This is a genomic window from Silvanigrella sp., assembly GCF_044369315.1.
In the GTDB taxonomy this organism is placed as follows: Bacteria; Bdellovibrionota_B; Oligoflexia; order Silvanigrellales; family Silvanigrellaceae; genus Silvanigrella.
Map to the genome: position 1 here is coordinate 1 of NZ_JBIPMD010000059.1, position 15,608 is coordinate 15,608.

A 15,608-nucleotide genomic window follows, 5' to 3' on the forward strand; every position below is an offset into this window, starting at 1 on the left:
TCGTCGAATGGATATCTGTCTCCAGTTATATTTGAAATAACTAGACCAATGAAAAAGGTCGGTTAATTGTGTCTATAAAATTGGGGGAAGATCAAACAGATTCAATTCATATTCATATTTTTGGAAATAAATCTTGGCAATTAGATTTAAATCCTTCAGTTCATTTTCCTTTATCTTCATATGCATATGGAGAAATAATTAATTCTGAACTATTAAATTATATTTCTGAAAATGACCTAAGAAAAGTTCCTAAACTTGATATTTTTAATTTGAAATCTGGAGATTGTTTTTTCGTAAAATCTGGAATGTGGCATACAACTCAAGCATTTGAAAACTCTTGTACAATACTTTTTCAGCTTAAAGTTCCTTGTTTTATAGATTTTATAAATTCTCAGTCTCTGAAGGAAAAGTTAATAAAAGTCCCACAATGGAGGAATAAAACTTATGGCATGTGGGAAGAAAATCACTTCAATCAAAGAGGAAAACAAATATTAATAGACTTAGCTAAATCTTTTAATATAGATATAAGTGAAATTAATTTTAATTATGAGAATAATTAAAATCTAATAAAAAACAGGTCAAAATTTTGTATCCCTTTTAATGTTAATTTTTTGAAGGACGATAAATCTCTAGATATAAGAAATTCTATCTTTGAAAGAGAATTATGGCCGCAGAAAGAGTTAAAAATTTTAATGATGAAAAGCCATTTGGAAAAATAAGTGTGGTTATTGCTGACGATCAATCCATGAAAGCCCGTATCATGGGTGATTATCTAAAAATTTCTGGTTTTATTATAACAATTGCCAACTCAATTGATGAAATGAGAAGGGTATTAGATCTTGAAAAAGTTGATGTCGTTATCATGAATTATCATTTTAAAAATGGACGTGGAATAACAGATATCAAAAATGCTAAAAATAAAAGTAAAAATGCTAAAGTTAAATTCATTGTGATTGCTTCAAATAATGATGAACATGCTAAAGAAATTTCATATAAAAATCAATGTGATATATTTCTGATAAACCCATTTCCTTGGGCTCAACTGATTCATGATATTAAAAAACTTTCAAAACAAGAATATCGTAAAGCAGAAAGAATGAAATGCCATATTGCATTTAAGGTTACAAAAGAGAATCAAATATTTGAATCTATAGCAACGGATATTTCAATAGATGGCGTCTTCTTACTAGATACCGATAAACTCATTAATCCAGCAGTGGGGTTAGATATATTTTTAGAATGTACCTTACCAAGATCGAAAGAGCTCTTAAAATGTTATGGAAAAGTTGTGCGTGTAACAGATAAAGGATTTGCTCTCCAATTTCATAATCTATCTGATTATGATAAAAGAAAAATTAAAACTGGAGTTTTATAATTAAGACTTTATCCATTTCCTGTAATGGATAATTCTTTTATCCATACATTAGAGCAAATACCACTTGCTGTTACTTCTTCATGATTATCAATGTAACAAATATCTTTTAATAATGTTAAAAAATCTCCAGCAACGGTAGCAGATTCAATACTTTGTTTTTCTCCATTATCTAGTAAAAACCCATCAAAAGGAAGAGAAAAGGAGCCTTGTAATGCATTTACACCAGCATGAAGTGATTTTACAGCTTCGATAAAAATAGTATTTTTTTCGTTATTGAAATCGAACAAAGAAGAAGCTGTACTTGCTCCTATGATATGCAGAAAATGAGGAGAAACAGTTGTTTTGGAACCTATGTTTCCATTCCCTGTAGATTTTGTTTCAAATTTTTTGGCTGTAAAACTGCTATGAAGTAAAGATTTTAAAACTCCATTTTTAATAATTTCTGTATTTTGAGTTTTTGTTCCTTCTTCATCAAAATGAGATTTAGAAGGATTTTTATCATGTAATGGGGAATCATATAAGTTGAATAAGGGAGAAGCAACTAAGGTATTTAATGTTTCAGTAGTAGAAAGGCTTTTTTTATCTATAATGTTTTGGGCGTTAATGAAATTTGCAAAAGCATTAAATAGATCTAAAAAAGCTTCTGGTGAAAATATAACTTTATATTTCCCAGATTTAATTCCTTTATAATTTAAATGATTTTTGGTTTTTGAAATTGCTTTTTCAGCGCATTCATTTACATTCAAATTTTGAAATCCATTAACAACGGAAAGATAACCAGCTTCTCGTGCTAATTTTCCTTCTTCTTGTGCAAGTGGGTAAAAGTAACAGTAAGAAATATTTTTATCTTGGGATTTAAATGCTCCTAAACTATTAAAATAAAATTTCTTAGAAATAGATTCAGAGACTTTATTATATGGAACACTTTTAAATACCGAAGAGTTTTCTAAAATTTTTGTTTCGGCTTGTATTGTTTTTTCAACAAGTTCTCCCATGGAAGTCATATTCGTATAACTTTGTTGAATATGTATATTTTGGGAGTTATTTAAACAGTCATCGCTAAAATCATAAATATTTTCTTTTGAAGTAAACTCAGCTGAGGAATGTGCTAAAATTAAAGCATCTGTTAAACCAGCATAAGTTAAATTAGATGTTGCTGTTATGCCAACTTGGTGATTTCTATTCCAAACGCGAATAATCATATTTGATTTGCTTGATGAGTTTAAGCCAAATGGTTTTTTATTTTTAGAGCTTGCAGAGCTTTCTTCTTTGGTTGATCCATAGGCATCATATTTTTGAATTCCAAGAGATCTTGCGATGGAATCAATATCTGATTTTAATTGTTCTATATTTAATGTCATAATTAATAAATCCTTATTAAATTCTAGCGACCACCAACAGTTATGGAATCAACTTTTATATGAGGCTGTCCTACAGTTACGTAAATACTACCGCTTATTGATCCACAAAAACCAGCAGAAATATCAAGATCATTACCTGACATAGAAATTTTATGCATAATATCTGTTGCCTGCCCAATTAATGTAGCACCTTTTACTGGTTTTGTTACCTTACCATTCTCAATTAACCAAGCTTCTTCTACCCCAAAATTAAAATCACCAGTTCCATTGACGCTTCCGCCACCTAAACTTTTGCAATATATTCCTTTATCAATACTGAGAAACATTTCTTCGGTTGTAAATTTACCTGGGGCTATATAAGTGTTTCGCATTCTGCTTGCTGGGGCAAAAGTATAATTTTGTCTACGGCCACTTCCTGTTCTTGGGTGTCCTGTTAAAAGATTTCCCATTCTATCGCAAATAAAGTTACGGAGTACTCCATTTTCAATTAATAACGTTTTTTGAACAGGCATTCCTTCATCATCCATATCTATAGAACCAAAACCATTTTCCCAAAAACCTTCATCCCATGCGGTTAAATTATCATGAGCAATTTTTTCTCCTTTTTTATCTGCAAAAGGAGTTGAATTTCCTTGAACGGCCGTGGTTTCGAGAAGATGTCCACATGCTTCATGAAAAATGACACCACCAAATTGATTGGCAAGAACAACTGGGTAATTTCCTGAGGTAACAAAATCGGCATGAAGCATATTGCCTGCTATTTCAGATAATTTGTAAGACAGGTCATCAAAATTTAAATTTTTGAAAAAATTTGGGGTAGATGCTTCCCCAATTCTTTTATGTGAAGAGGTTCGATGGGCACCGTCAACACAAACAACTTGTGCTGAAATACTTTGGTTTAAACGGATGTCTCTTGCAAAGACGCCATCACTTGATGCAACTAAAACTTCTTGCCAATCGCGAAAACCATTTGTCGTCACACTTTGTAAATATTTTGTCGCATTCTTTTGTTTATCATTACATTGTAATAATAAATCGCAAATTTCTTTAACAGAGCTTACCGAAGTAAGCCAATTATTTTTATTTCTAATGACACCATAATCTCTAAGCGGTTCTGAATTTATATCGGTAATAATTCTATGGGATTCTAATTTTAGAGAATGAATATCTAAAGCTCTTTCTAAGATTTTTTTTAAACCATTAAAAGAAACATCATTGGTTGAAACGTAACAATCCTCTTTGCCTTTAAAAACTCGAACTCCAGCCCCTAAATTTAAATTTGGGCTTATTGCAGTTACTTTTCCATTTTCAACAAGGCCGCTAAGATAGTTTCCTCTTTGTAAAAAAAACTCAACGAAATCGGCACCACTTGCTCTACCTAGTCCAAGTAAAATAGATAATGGCTTTCTCCAAGATTCATCAAAAATCGTATTTGATTCGGAATATTTAGCATTTGAAATATTTTCTAAGGAAAGGTTATTTAACATTTTCTTCCTCGAAGGTAAGGTTTAATTAAAATTATTGTGGTAAGAAAAGATCTTTTTTATATTTATCTAAAATTTCATCATATCTGCCAGAGGATTTAAATTGTTTTCCAGAGTTTGTTAATTTTTTAACATATTCTTTGGAAGCATTTTTTGTCAACGCTAGGAAAAAGGTAACTCTCATTGGTGTGTATCCTTTTTTTAATTTTGTTATATCTAGATCAAGTGCTTTCGCCGATTTAATTAACGGTGCTTCAGATGAATATAGTGCATCTACTTTACCGGTAAACAGCATATTAACACATTGATTTAATGTGGGTACAGGAATTAAATTATGAAAGCCTTGGTTTATTAAATATTTATTTAATACGGAATCTAACCAAACACATATCCCTTTTAAATTTTTAACTTCATCAACCGTTTTAGAGTTTTTTTTGCTATCTTTTAAGGTATAAAAAGATGTTTCTATACTTATAATATTTAATATATTATGATATTTTTTGATATTTTTTGATATTATTTTCATTTAAAACAGCAATAGTTGCATAAATTTCTTTAGAATCTGGAGTTGTAGAATTCATTTTTTTATAAATACTAGGATAAGATTCTATTTGAGTTTTAACATTTGTTCCCGTTATTTTAAAAATTTCTTGGGCAACCTCATAATAAAATTCACCGGGAGAAGGAGGAGTTAAAAGTGTTATTCGATTTGTAGAAGCATGCGTATTGAATTGAATTATAAATAATAAAAATGTCATTAACAAAGTAACAGGCAATACTTTTACATTTTTATTGCGATTTAAATCGAGCCTCTTAAAATGAAAAATCACTTTTTCCTCGATATTTCTATGAAATAGTCTATAAAGTTTTCGTTTGAATATGAATTTCTTTTAATTGATTTCCCGAAACCATGCTTGGTGCTTTCATTAATAAGTCCATTGCCTTTTGATTTAATGGAAATGCAATAACTTCACGAATATTTGGTTCATTAAGTAATAACATGACCATGCGATCGATACCAGGGGCGATACCACCATGAGGAGGAGCGCCAAAGGCAAAAGCATTCCATAAAGCTCCAAATTTATTTTCGACATCAGATTCAGAATAACCTGCAATTTCAAAAGCTTTTTTCATAACATCACGACGGTGATTTCGAATGGCTCCTGAGGAAAGCTCAATTCCATTACAAACTAAATCATATTGATGAGCTAAAATATCTAATGGATTTTTATTTTTCAAACTTTCCATTCCACCTTGTGGCATGGAAAATGGGTTGTGGGAAAAATCAATTTTTTGATCATCTTCGTTAAATTCATACATTGGAAAATCTACTATCCAAGCAAATGCCCAGGTATTTGGATCTTTTAAATTAAGTTTATCAGCAAAATAATTTCTTATTTTTCCGCCAGCTGTTTGTGTTTTTAATTTTTCATTCCCAACGACAAAAACAACCGCGTCTGAATTTTCAAATTTTAGTTGATTGCCAAGAGCTTTTTTCTCTGCATCACTAAGTTGTTTTGCAATAGACCCCTTCCATTCACCATCTTTTACAGCAAGCCAAGGAAGGCCTCCTAGGCCAATTTCTTTTGCATAGGCGTCGGATTCATCAAAAAACTTTCGACTTTGTGAAGCCGCATTAGGAATAACAATTGCTCTAAGAATCCCTTTTTTCTCAATTACAGATTTAAAAACAGCAAACTGTGTGTGTGCTAAAGTTTCTTCAACATTTTGCATTTCTAATGAATAACGAAGATCAGGTTTATCAATACCATATTTATCCATAGCATCATGCCAAGGAATACATGGGAATTTACGTAAGTTATTTTGAGTATATTTTGCGTCGTAATGTGATAAAGGAAGTATTTTACGATTTGAAAATTGTTTATTTTCAAACAATCCAATCATGAGTTCTTCAATTATATTAAAAACATCATCCTGAGTTGCAAAACTCATTTCAACATCTAATTGATAAAATTCTCCTGGAGCCCTATCCGCACGAGGGTCTTCATCTCTAAAACAAGGTGCAATTTGAAAATATTTATCAAATCCTGAGCACATTAATAATTGTTTAAATTGTTGTGGTGCTTGAGGAAGTGCATAAAAATGTCCTGGATGAAGTCTGCTAGGAACTAAAAAGTCGCGTGCTCCTTCAGGAGAACTGCTTGTTAAAATAGGAGTACTAAATTCGTTAAATCCAAGAGAATTCATTTTTTCTCTAATGTAACGAATAACGTTACAACGGAATAAAATGTTACGATGCATTTTTTCAGTACGGAGATCTAAAAAACGATAAGTTAACCGCGTGTCTTCACTCTCTTGTTTTGGATTATGAGCTACTGGGAAGGGAAGAATTTCAGAAGGAGATTCAATCATAAAATGAGAAGCTATGACTTCTATTTCGCCTGTAGAAATTTTAGAATTGATAGCGCCTTCGCGCTTAACAACATGACCTTTTACCTGAATGACAGACTCTTGTCTGACTAAACTTGCTTCCGAAAAAAAAGGAGCATCTGGGTGAATGACAACCTGAGTAATCCCAAAGTGATCTCGAACATCGATGAAAATGAGTCCTCCCAAATCTCGTTTAGAATGAACCCAGCCCATCAATGTAACATTTTGATTGATATGATTCATATTGAGTTCTGAACAATTATGAGAACGGAGAGTCTGCATTTTCAAATACCTTTCAAGGGATATACGAGATAACTAAATTGGCATAACATAAATAATTGCGCTGGTATAGTAAGAGTCATTACTGAAATTATTGTATTTTATCCGCTTTTCCAAATTTTTTCGATAATTGATTTTTCTTGGCGGCTTAGGTTTTCCCACATAGATAATATGAGATCAGGACGGTTTTGTGCTGTTAGAATCAGTTGTTCTTTTCTTTTGTATGAGTTTATTTTTTTATGATCGCCTGAAAATAATACTTTTGGAATTTCTAGACCGTGAAAATCTTCAGGATGAGTATATTGGGGCGCCTCAAGAAGTCCATCTTCAAAGCTATCTTTCATTGCGCTTTCTTGATTGCCAAGAACTCCAGGAATAAAACGAGATATGGAATCTATAAAACACATGGCTGGAAGCTCACCACCTGATAAAACAAAATCACCAATGCTTATATTTATGTGAGCATATTTTTCTACAAGCCTTTGATCAAAACCAGCATAACGGCCACAAAGTAGAATTATGTGTTTTTTTTGAGATAATTTTTTTGCAATTTTTGAGTTAAATACTTTACCAGATGGTGTTAAATTCACAATATATGATTCTTCACTAGCAACAGATAAAATTGCTTTTTCTGCAATATCGGCACGAAGAACCATGCCATCACCACCACCAATAGAATGATTATCCACATTTTTACGAGAATTATCAGCAAAATCTCTTAAAAATATCGTGTCCAATTGTATTAAATTATTTTTTATCGCTCTTGCAATAACCCCTTCTTTTTTTATTGTTTCAAACATTTTAGGAAAAAGGGTAAGAGCAGAAAAGCGAAGACCCGTAATCACGAATTATCATCCTCAAAAAACTCGGGGACATAAACAATGTCTATTCTTTCTTCAGCATCGCTTACTTTTTTAACAAAGGTTTCGATAAAAGGAAATAAGAAAGTTTTTTTGGAATCATTCATATAAATTTCAAGATTGTCTTGAGCGCCATAAGAACTGACCCCCTTAACGACTCCTATGAACCCTTTTTCTTCCGTATAAACCTTAAATCCAATTAAATTACCAACAATGTATTCATCGTTATTTAGTTGAATTTCGTTTTTGTGGACAAATATTTTTTTATTATAGAGCGGTTCAATTTCATTTCGGTTTATGAACCCATCAAGCATGATAGCAAGTGCATTGCCGCTTAAATATGTTTTTAGCACCTTTTTTTCAATAAAACCGTTCGGGGTTTCAACTAATAGTTTTTTGTAACCATCCCATTCTGTTCGCTTATCTTCTGTCTTCAAAAAAAATGCGCCCTTCAAACCGTGAGGGCGACCTACTTGAGCGAACTGGATAAAACCTTTATCTCGGAGCTTTTCTTCGTCTACTAATTCAAATTTTTTAGTCATGATTCTGGGTCTTTTAAAAATGCCTTTAACGCTGATTCCATATCAGGTTGTGTTATATATCCCAGTTCTACAAAGATTTGTCCAATAGGTCTAATGTTTTTTTGTTGAATGGAAAGAAGGTGAGTCACATCTTCTTCTTTTAGCATGCCAAGGGAAACGGCTATGGCTCCAAAAGGTTTACTTTCTTCAGACTGTTTATTTAAAATTTGAAATATTTGTTCAAGAGTAAGCTTGCCTTCATTTAAAGCGATACGTCCAATGGGAAGCCAAGTTTGTTTTTGAATGTCTAAAGCCGTCATAACTTGACCTGGTGTTACATATCCTTTTTTTACGAGATAGGATCCAAACAGCTGCATATGTACCTCTCAAACACCTTTGCGGATTAATTTAGCGGCAAAATATTCTTGAAGAATATGTCGACATAAAGTTACAGAATATTAGCTTTTAGAAAGGATTTGTGTCAAATGCTCTCACCTTATATAAAACTCAAAGATAACTGTGTGTTATGTTCGAAATTAAAAAACTCTCAAAATGATCCTGAATTTCTTTTTGACGGAGGACACAATTTATATGTCTATAAAAGTCCTTTTGCAGAAAAATGGCCGGGTGCTTTTATGGTTATTTTTAAAAGACATATCTATGAACAATCAGAAATAAGACCATCTGATTTACCAGATACTTTACATTCTTTAGTCTGTTTTGAAAAAGCAATTCGCAAAGTAACAAATTGTAAACGTATCAATTTAGTAAAATTTGCAAATGTAGCTCATCATTTGCATTGGCATATTATTCCTCGATATCAAAATGAAAATTTTTCAGAAAATTGTTCTTGGGAACTGCAGGATAAAACAAAAGAAGAATTATATAAAAGAACAGATAAAGAATTTTTTGATAAAGATAATCCAATTTATAAAAAATTAATCAAGGAATCTTTATTTGAAATTAAAAATAGAAGTTCCTCCTATTTTGGATGCGCACTATTTTTAAGACCTGTCGATTTGAATTTAAGAAGTGAATATTCAAAATTTACTCCTGACGATATTATTAAAATGGCTCGAGAAAATCCGAATCATTGGGAATGTCTTCTGATGAAAAGAAATTATTACGATTATGCTTGGGACTTTATTGGTGGAAACTGTGAAGTTAATGAATACCCAGAATTCGGAATGCTGAGAGAAGTATCCGAAGAAGTAGGTTGGAAAATTGAGAAATATAAAGAAGTAACTAGACAATGGAAAATGGGTGCAATTAAAGGTTTTGTTTATTTAGCTATACCGAATAATTTACAATTTCTTGAAGATGAGCCTCCTCGCATTCATTGTGAAGAGGTTCAAACAGTAAAATATTTTAATTTAATTCATGTATTAAATGATTCTTTGTTTCCGGATAGTGTGAGAGGTAGAATATCTGCTTTTTTAAATAATAAAGCTGACTTTGAAAGTATCGATTCTTAAATAGTCTAAATATTAAAACGCAACAATATGCTGCCTTTAAAAGAATTGATTTTTTTCTCATAATGATAGTGGTGACATGAATGTGTAATCTTTTAAAGGAGAGCGCTATGTCAGAGCTACTATCAACCGAAATTCTTGCTCGATTGCAGTTTGCAATAACGATTATGTTTCATTATTTATTTCCTCCCTTATCCATTGGTTTAGGATTAATTCTTGTAATAACAGAAGGAATTTATCTAAAAACGAAAAATCCAATTTATGAAAAAATAACAAAATTCTGGGTTAAAATTTTTGCGGCAAATTTTGCAATGGGAGTAGCAACCGGATTAGTTATGGAGTTTCAATTTGGTACAAATTGGGCAACTTATTCTCGTTTTGTTGGAGATATATTTGGATCCGCATTAGCGGCTGAAGGTATTTTCGCATTTTTTCTTGAATCTGGATTTTTAGCGATACTTGTTTTTGGTTGGGATCGAGTAACACCTAAAGTTCATTTTTTCTCAACTTTAATGGTTTGTTTAGGTTCTATGTTTTCAGCGGTTTGGATTATTATTGCCAATGCTTGGATGCAAACCCCTGCGGGATATCATATTGTTGGCGAAGGAATGCATGCAAAAGCAATAATAGATGATTTTTGGGCAATGGTTTTTAATCCATCAAGTATGAGAATGCTTCTTCATGCCATAATTGGTTGTTGGTTGATGGGTGCTTTTTTTGTAATGAGCATTAGTGCTTGGTATATATTAAAGAAACAACATTTAGAAGTAGCTAAAAAATCTTTTATAATTGGACTTGTTTTAGCATTTATCTCTTCTATTGCAGCAGCAAGTTCTGGACATTTATTAGCAGAAAGGGTTGCGGAAACTCAACCTGCAAAAATGGCGGCAATGGAAGGTCATTTTATTACAGGGACAGGTGGAGCCCCATTGTATTTATTTGGAATACCTAATTCTGAAAAACAAACTGTAGAATATGGAATTAAAATTCCGGGGGGGTTGAGCTTTTTATTGCACTGGAATTTTACAACCCCTGTTAAAGGTCTTGATCAATTTAAACCAGAAGACAGACCACCCGTTGGAATTACATTTCAAATGTATCATATTATGGTTACTTTAGGTATGTATATGCTTTTCATTACAAGCGTTTCTTTAATACTTTTAAAACGAAAAAAATTATTTGAATCCAAACTTATGATGAAAATTTATTGTTTTTCTGTTGTTGTTCCTGTGATTGCAAATCAAGCGGGGTGGATTGCTACAGAAACAGGGAGGCAACCTTGGATAGTTTACGGATTAATGAGAACCCCTGAAGGACTATCTAAATCTGTTAAAGCAAATGAAATTTTAGCTTCTATTATTATGTTTACTTTAATTTATATTTTACTTTTTTTGGTTTGGGTTTTTGTAATTCACAATAAAGTGAAACACGGACCTGATGAAATTTTTCCTAATAAAAAAAGAAAATTTATTGAAGAAAATAATGTCTAGGAGTTATTTATGGACTTAAATATATTTTGGTTTGTTACTTTAGGAATACTTCTTGCAGGATATGCTGTTTTAGATGGATTTGATTTAGGTGTTGGAATTTTACATCCTCTTGCAAAAACAGATCATGAAAAAAGATTGTTTTTAAATTCAATTGGGCCTTTTTGGGATGGAAATGAAGTGTGGTTAGTGACATTTGGAGGGGCGCTTTTTGCTGCTTTTCCAGATGCCTATGCAACAGCTTTTTCAGGTTTTTATTTACCCTTTATGTTGCTTTTATGTGCTCTCATTTTTAGAGCGGTTTCTATTGAATTTAGAAGTAAACATGACTCTCCTATTTGGAGAGCTGCCTGGGATTGGAGTTTTTTTGGGGCGAGTGTTTTAGCGACTTTTTTATTCGGAGTTGCCGTTGGCAATTGTTTAAATGGAATTCTTGTAGGTTCAGATAAAGAATATGCTGGTACTGTTTTAGATCTTTTAAATCCATACTCTATTGTGATTGGAATCTTAGCTGTAGCTACTTTTGCAATGCATGGTTCTATATTTCTATATCTTAAATTAGAAGGGGAATTAAAAGAGAGAGTACACAGATGGATTTGGCATACTTTTGGTTGTTTTATTGTTTGTTACATTTTAGCAACCATTTATACTCTTGTTTCGGTGCCAAGAGCGATTCATAATTTTGAAAATCATCCTTGGCTTTGGGGTATTGTTGTCTTGAATGTTTTAACTATTGCAAATGTACCAAGAGCTGTTTTCTTAGGAAGACCAGGCTATGCATTTCTTTCTTCTTCTTTAACTTTAATTGCTTTTACAGCATTATTTGGAGCTGCTTTATTTCCAAATTTAATTACTTCAAATATTTTACCAGAATATAGTCTAACGATTTATAATTCGGCATCCTCAGAAAAAACTTTGAATATTATGAGAATTATTGCTTTTTGTGGAATGCCTTTTGTTATTTCATATACTGCAATAATATATTGGGTTTTTAGAGGTAAAGTTAAATTAGGTAAGTTTAGTTATTAAAATTAATATATAAATTATATATAATTTATATATTTATGTATAATTTAAAACTTGTAATTATTATAATTTATGATACTCAAAAGGCTCGTTTTAATTAAAACGAGCTTTCATTTATGTATTTTTTTGTTTTTGTTGGAGTATGGAAAATTGAATAAAAAAAGAATTAATTCATGTTTATTATCGTTAATTGGAATTTCACAATTTACATTTTGTTTCGAATCTTTTGCAGCTTCTAAACCTTCTTATTATGGTTCTTATTTATTTTGTGCAAATGATAATGGTTTAAAACAAGATGCATATTGGAATAGAAAAGTTGAATGGAGATGGTCAAATGGAACTGCATTAAATTCTAATCAAAATACTATTGGAGATGAATATAGTAACTTTACTTTTGTGAATAAATCTGGAACTTGGATAAATGGTTTCGGTGATGAATCTGCAAAAACTGGACAACATTTTTTATTAGTAAGAAAAACTTTTGAAAATAAACAAGAAGCAGTGAATTATTGTCAAACTTTAGAAAATAAATGTAAAAATGAATTCGGTTCTACATTTAAGCATGTTGGCGTTTCTTCGTGGAGTATTCCTAAATCAGCTTGGGGAACAATTGCGGTTCAATACAAAGAAGATAAAAGCACAAAGTGGACAGCTTGTTCCAATTGGCAATTTTCAGATTATAAAGAATTAAATTATTATCCTAAATGGAAAGTTTATAATGCAGCAGCTATCGCTGCTGGTGGCATGATATTTTATCCAATTGTAAATGGTTTTACTGGTGGCGCTGCAGGTCTAGTTTTAGGTATTGTTCCAGGTGCGATGAATTTGAATCCCGTTGCTGTTTCTGTTGGTGGTACTTTGGGATTACAAATAGGTCAATTTATTGGAACTACATACGGCATTTATTACGGTATTAATGAAATTTTCAATATATATAACGAAACAGCTAATCAAATAAATCAAAGTCAAGATTAAAAAATTATTATAATCCTATATAAAAATTTAATTTATATAGGGTTTTATTTATTCTTTATTATGAGGAATTTAATTTGATTAGAAATAGATTTAACTTTTTTTTATTATTATCAATATTATTATATCAATTTGTAATAAGCAAAAACTCTTTTGCGGAATCTTATTTCGGATCTCATTTGTTTTGTTCTAGTGAAAATGGATTAAGACATAATGAATATTGGAATAGAAAAGTAAATTGGAATTGGTCAAAAGGATCTTCTTTAAATTATCAACAAAATTTAATTGATGATAAGTATAATAATTTTACTTTTATAAATAGCTCTGGAACCTGGATCAATGGTTTTGGAGATATTTCATCAACTTCATTTAGACATTATTTGCTAGTTAGAAAAACTTTTGAAAGTAAACAAGAAGCTATCCAATATTGTAAATATTTAGAAGATAAATGTGTAAATGAATTTGGTTCTTCTTATAAGTATGTTGGCGTTTCGTCATGGAGTATTCCCCAATCTGCTTGGGCAACAATTGCAGTTCGTTATAAAGAAAATTCAGAAAAAAAATGGACTACATGTCCAAATTGGGAATTTTCAGGTTTTAAAGAACTTCATTATTTTCCATTATGGCAGGCTACGGGTCTAACTACTTTTGCTGCTGCTGGAATGATATTTAGCCCTTGGGCTATGGGTGTTGCGCTTGGTAAATTTGGAGCAATTGCTGGCGTAATTGGGACAAGTTACGGTTTTTCTCAAGGACTTAATACCGCTTACAATATTTATAATTATGTTTCAGATAAAATATATTATAGTCACGATTAAAATTTAATTTTATTTAAATATAAATTTAATAATTTATATTTAGCATTATTATTTGTTTCTTAAGGAGTTTTTTTAAATTGTATAAAAATATATTCCGTTCTTGTTTATTGTTAACGATCACATTATCAACTCTTCTAATGAGTAAAAATTCTTTTGCAGTGGGTTCCTACTTATATTGTTCAAGTGACAATGGAATAAGAGGGGATCAATATTGGAACAGAAAAGTAAATTGGGATTGGTCTAAAGGATACAATTCAAATGATGCTCAAACTTATATTGAAAATAAATATCAAAATTTTACTTATATGACCAGCTCTGGAACTTGGATCAAAGGTTATGCTGATAAAGCATCAAAAACAAATCAATATTTTTTATTAGTAAAAAAAACCTTTGCAAATAAAAGATCAGCTATTGGTTACTCCAAATCTTTAGTAAATAAATGCAAACAAGAATTTGGTCTTTCTTATAAATATGTAGGTGCTTCTTCTGGAGATATTCCGTATTTAGCATGGGGAATGATTGCTGTTCGTTACAAACAAGATAATTTAATGAAATGGACTACATGTCAAAATTGGAAATATTCGGATTATTCCGAGTTAAATTACGATCCAGAGTGGATCGTTGATAGTCCAACTACTTTTAGAGCGGCAGGGCTAACAATTTATCCAGCAGCATGGGCTTATTCTTGGACAATTTTTGCTTACCCCATTGGATATCATCCTGATATTGTTTCAAAGTATATAAATCTTAACCAAGCCGTATTTAGTTTTGGTGGATTAACAGGACCATATGTAAGAGCTGAAGTTGGTGGACGTTTTGGTATAAATATAGGAACAGATTATAATTATCGAATTTATCAATACACGACAAATAGTTCCGATGAAGATTACTAAAATTCATTAATAATTATTTCTAAAAAGAGCATTTAAATTGAATAAAAATTTAATTAAATCATTTTTAAAAAAATCGATCGTATTGTCCCTATTTCTAATAAGTGCAAAATCATATGCTATTTCTTATTTTGGATCTTATTTATTTTGTTCTAGTGAAAATGGATTAAGAGAAAATAAATACTGGGAGAAAAAAGTAGATTGGGATTGGTCAAAAGGATCTAGTTTAAAATCTTCTCAAGATAATATGGAAGATAAATATAGAAGTTTTACTTTTGTAAATAAATCTGGAACCTGGATTCATGGATTTGGGGATATCTCAGCAAAAACAGGGCAGCATTATTTATTAGTTAGAAATACTTTTGAAAATAAAACAGAGGCAATTCAATATTGTCAAACTTTAGAAAAAAATGTGTAAATGAATTTGGTCCTTCATTTAAATATGTTGGTGTTTCTTCATGGAGTATTCCAATTTCGGCATGGGGAACAATTGCTGTTCGTTATAAAGAAGGTAAAGTTACAAAATGGACAACTTGTTCTAACTGGAAATATTCAAGTTTTAAAGAGTTAAACTATTATCCCGTGTGGAAAGTTGTGGGTTCGAGTATTGGTTACACGTATATTGCTGCTTCTGGAGTGCTAATATATCCAGTGATATGGTATATAAAAGGA

The 15,608-nt window shown here is 31.2% G+C and carries 18 protein-coding genes; 10 read left to right on the top strand and 8 right to left on the bottom strand.

The window, feature by feature from the left end:
* The first annotated feature begins 68 nt into the window (after positions 1-68).
* A complete protein-coding gene (locus tag ACIQ56_RS06925; protein WP_397600338.1) occupies positions 69-560 on the top strand; it encodes a hypothetical protein in 492 nt (163 codons plus the stop codon).
* A gap of 104 nt (positions 561-664) precedes the next feature.
* Positions 665-1,375, top strand: coding sequence for a PilZ domain-containing protein (locus ACIQ56_RS06930; RefSeq protein ID WP_397600339.1), 711 nt, complete (start codon positions 665-667; stop codon positions 1,373-1,375).
* An 8-nt stretch (positions 1,376-1,383) separates the two neighbouring features.
* Here ACIQ56_RS06930 and ACIQ56_RS06935 read toward each other — a convergent pair whose 3' ends face one another.
* From ACIQ56_RS06935 to ACIQ56_RS06970, 8 genes are all read right to left on the bottom strand, one after another.
* Entirely contained in the window at positions 1,384-2,736 is a 1,353-nt protein-coding gene (locus ACIQ56_RS06935; RefSeq protein WP_397600340.1) for a TldD/PmbA family protein, read from the bottom strand.
* 23 nt (positions 2,737-2,759) lie between these two features.
* Positions 2,760-4,223 carry a TldD/PmbA family protein gene (locus ACIQ56_RS06940; RefSeq protein WP_397600341.1) on the bottom strand — a complete coding sequence of 488 codons (1,464 nt, stop codon included), beginning with the start codon at positions 4,221-4,223 and terminating at the stop codon, positions 2,760-2,762.
* A gap of 31 nt (positions 4,224-4,254) precedes the next feature.
* A complete protein-coding gene (locus ACIQ56_RS06945; RefSeq protein WP_397600342.1) occupies positions 4,255-4,746 on the bottom strand; it encodes a substrate-binding periplasmic protein in 492 nt (163 codons plus the stop codon).
* Entirely contained in the window at positions 4,709-5,050 is a 342-nt protein-coding gene (locus ACIQ56_RS06950) for a hypothetical protein (RefSeq protein WP_397600343.1), read from the bottom strand. The genes ACIQ56_RS06945 and ACIQ56_RS06950 overlap by 38 nt, the downstream gene beginning before the upstream one ends.
* A 28-nt stretch (positions 5,051-5,078) precedes the next feature.
* Positions 5,079-6,893: an aspartate--tRNA ligase gene (gene aspS, locus ACIQ56_RS06955; protein WP_397600344.1), complete on the bottom strand. Its 1,815-nt coding sequence runs from the start codon at positions 6,891-6,893 to the stop codon at positions 5,079-5,081.
* 98 nt (positions 6,894-6,991) lie between these two features.
* On the bottom strand, positions 6,992-7,735 hold the full coding sequence (gene trmD / locus ACIQ56_RS06960; protein ID WP_397600345.1) for a tRNA (guanosine(37)-N1)-methyltransferase TrmD: 744 nt from the start codon (positions 7,733-7,735) through the stop codon (positions 6,992-6,994).
* Positions 7,732-8,292 carry a ribosome maturation factor RimM gene (rimM, locus tag ACIQ56_RS06965; protein WP_397600346.1) on the bottom strand — a complete coding sequence of 187 codons (561 nt, stop codon included), beginning with the start codon at positions 8,290-8,292 and terminating at the stop codon, positions 7,732-7,734. The genes trmD and rimM overlap by 4 nt, the downstream gene beginning before the upstream one ends.
* Complete coding sequence (locus ACIQ56_RS06970) at positions 8,289-8,648, bottom strand: hypothetical protein (protein WP_397600347.1); 360 nt, start codon at positions 8,646-8,648, stop codon at positions 8,289-8,291. Before ACIQ56_RS06970 ends, rimM begins: the two co-directional genes overlap by 4 nt.
* A 108-nt stretch (positions 8,649-8,756) precedes the next feature.
* Between ACIQ56_RS06970 and ACIQ56_RS06975 the strand changes: the two genes are divergently transcribed.
* The 8 genes from ACIQ56_RS06975 to ACIQ56_RS07010 all read left to right on the top strand — a co-directional run.
* Positions 8,757-9,746 carry an NUDIX domain-containing protein gene (locus tag ACIQ56_RS06975; protein ID WP_397600348.1) on the top strand — a complete coding sequence of 330 codons (990 nt, stop codon included), beginning with the start codon at positions 8,757-8,759 and terminating at the stop codon, positions 9,744-9,746.
* A gap of 107 nt (positions 9,747-9,853) precedes the next feature.
* Positions 9,854-11,233, top strand: coding sequence for a cytochrome ubiquinol oxidase subunit I (locus ACIQ56_RS06980; protein ID WP_397600349.1), 1,380 nt, complete (start codon positions 9,854-9,856; stop codon positions 11,231-11,233).
* A 9-nt stretch (positions 11,234-11,242) separates the two neighbouring features.
* Positions 11,243-12,259 carry a cytochrome d ubiquinol oxidase subunit II gene (gene cydB, locus ACIQ56_RS06985; RefSeq protein WP_397600350.1) on the top strand — a complete coding sequence of 339 codons (1,017 nt, stop codon included), beginning with the start codon at positions 11,243-11,245 and terminating at the stop codon, positions 12,257-12,259.
* 147 nt (positions 12,260-12,406) lie between these two features.
* The gene (locus ACIQ56_RS06990) at positions 12,407-13,231 is read left to right on the top strand and encodes a hypothetical protein (protein WP_397600351.1); all 825 of its coding nucleotides are present in this window, start codon (positions 12,407-12,409) and stop codon (positions 13,229-13,231) included.
* Positions 13,232-13,305: 74 nt separating this feature from the next.
* A complete protein-coding gene (locus ACIQ56_RS06995) occupies positions 13,306-14,046 on the top strand; it encodes a hypothetical protein (RefSeq protein ID WP_397600352.1) in 741 nt (246 codons plus the stop codon).
* A gap of 77 nt (positions 14,047-14,123) precedes the next feature.
* Positions 14,124-14,939 (top strand): hypothetical protein, encoded by an 816-nt coding sequence (locus ACIQ56_RS07000; RefSeq protein ID WP_397600353.1) that lies wholly within the window; start codon positions 14,124-14,126, stop codon positions 14,937-14,939.
* A 37-nt stretch (positions 14,940-14,976) separates the two neighbouring features.
* On the top strand, positions 14,977-15,354 hold the full coding sequence (locus tag ACIQ56_RS07005; RefSeq protein ID WP_397600354.1) for a hypothetical protein: 378 nt from the start codon (positions 14,977-14,979) through the stop codon (positions 15,352-15,354).
* Positions 15,327-15,608: hypothetical protein (locus ACIQ56_RS07010; RefSeq protein WP_397600355.1), on the top strand; the 282-nt coding region annotated here is incomplete at its 3' end. The genes ACIQ56_RS07005 and ACIQ56_RS07010, both read left to right, overlap by 28 nt.

Coding starts and splice junctions, on each gene's coding strand:
- ACIQ56_RS06975 (WP_397600348.1), top strand. CDS start 8,757: ATGCTCTCACCTTATATAAAACTCAAAGATAACTGTGTGTTATGTTCG.
- ACIQ56_RS06930 (WP_397600339.1), top strand. CDS start 665: ATGGCCGCAGAAAGAGTTAAAAATTTTAATGATGAAAAGCCATTTGGA.
- ACIQ56_RS06970 (WP_397600347.1), bottom strand. CDS start 8,648: ATGCAGCTGTTTGGATCCTATCTCGTAAAAAAAGGATATGTAACACCA.
- aspS (WP_397600344.1), bottom strand. CDS start 6,893: ATGCAGACTCTCCGTTCTCATAATTGTTCAGAACTCAATATGAATCAT.
- rimM (WP_397600346.1), bottom strand. CDS start 8,292: ATGACTAAAAAATTTGAATTAGTAGACGAAGAAAAGCTCCGAGATAAA.
- ACIQ56_RS06935 (WP_397600340.1), bottom strand. CDS start 2,736: ATGACATTAAATATAGAACAATTAAAATCAGATATTGATTCCATCGCA.
- ACIQ56_RS06940 (WP_397600341.1), bottom strand. CDS start 4,223: ATGTTAAATAACCTTTCCTTAGAAAATATTTCAAATGCTAAATATTCC.
- ACIQ56_RS06945 (WP_397600342.1), bottom strand. CDS start 4,746: ATGAAAATAATATCAAAAAATATCAAAAAATATCATAATATATTAAAT.
- ACIQ56_RS06980 (WP_397600349.1), top strand. CDS start 9,854: ATGTCAGAGCTACTATCAACCGAAATTCTTGCTCGATTGCAGTTTGCA.
- cydB (WP_397600350.1), top strand. CDS start 11,243: ATGGACTTAAATATATTTTGGTTTGTTACTTTAGGAATACTTCTTGCA.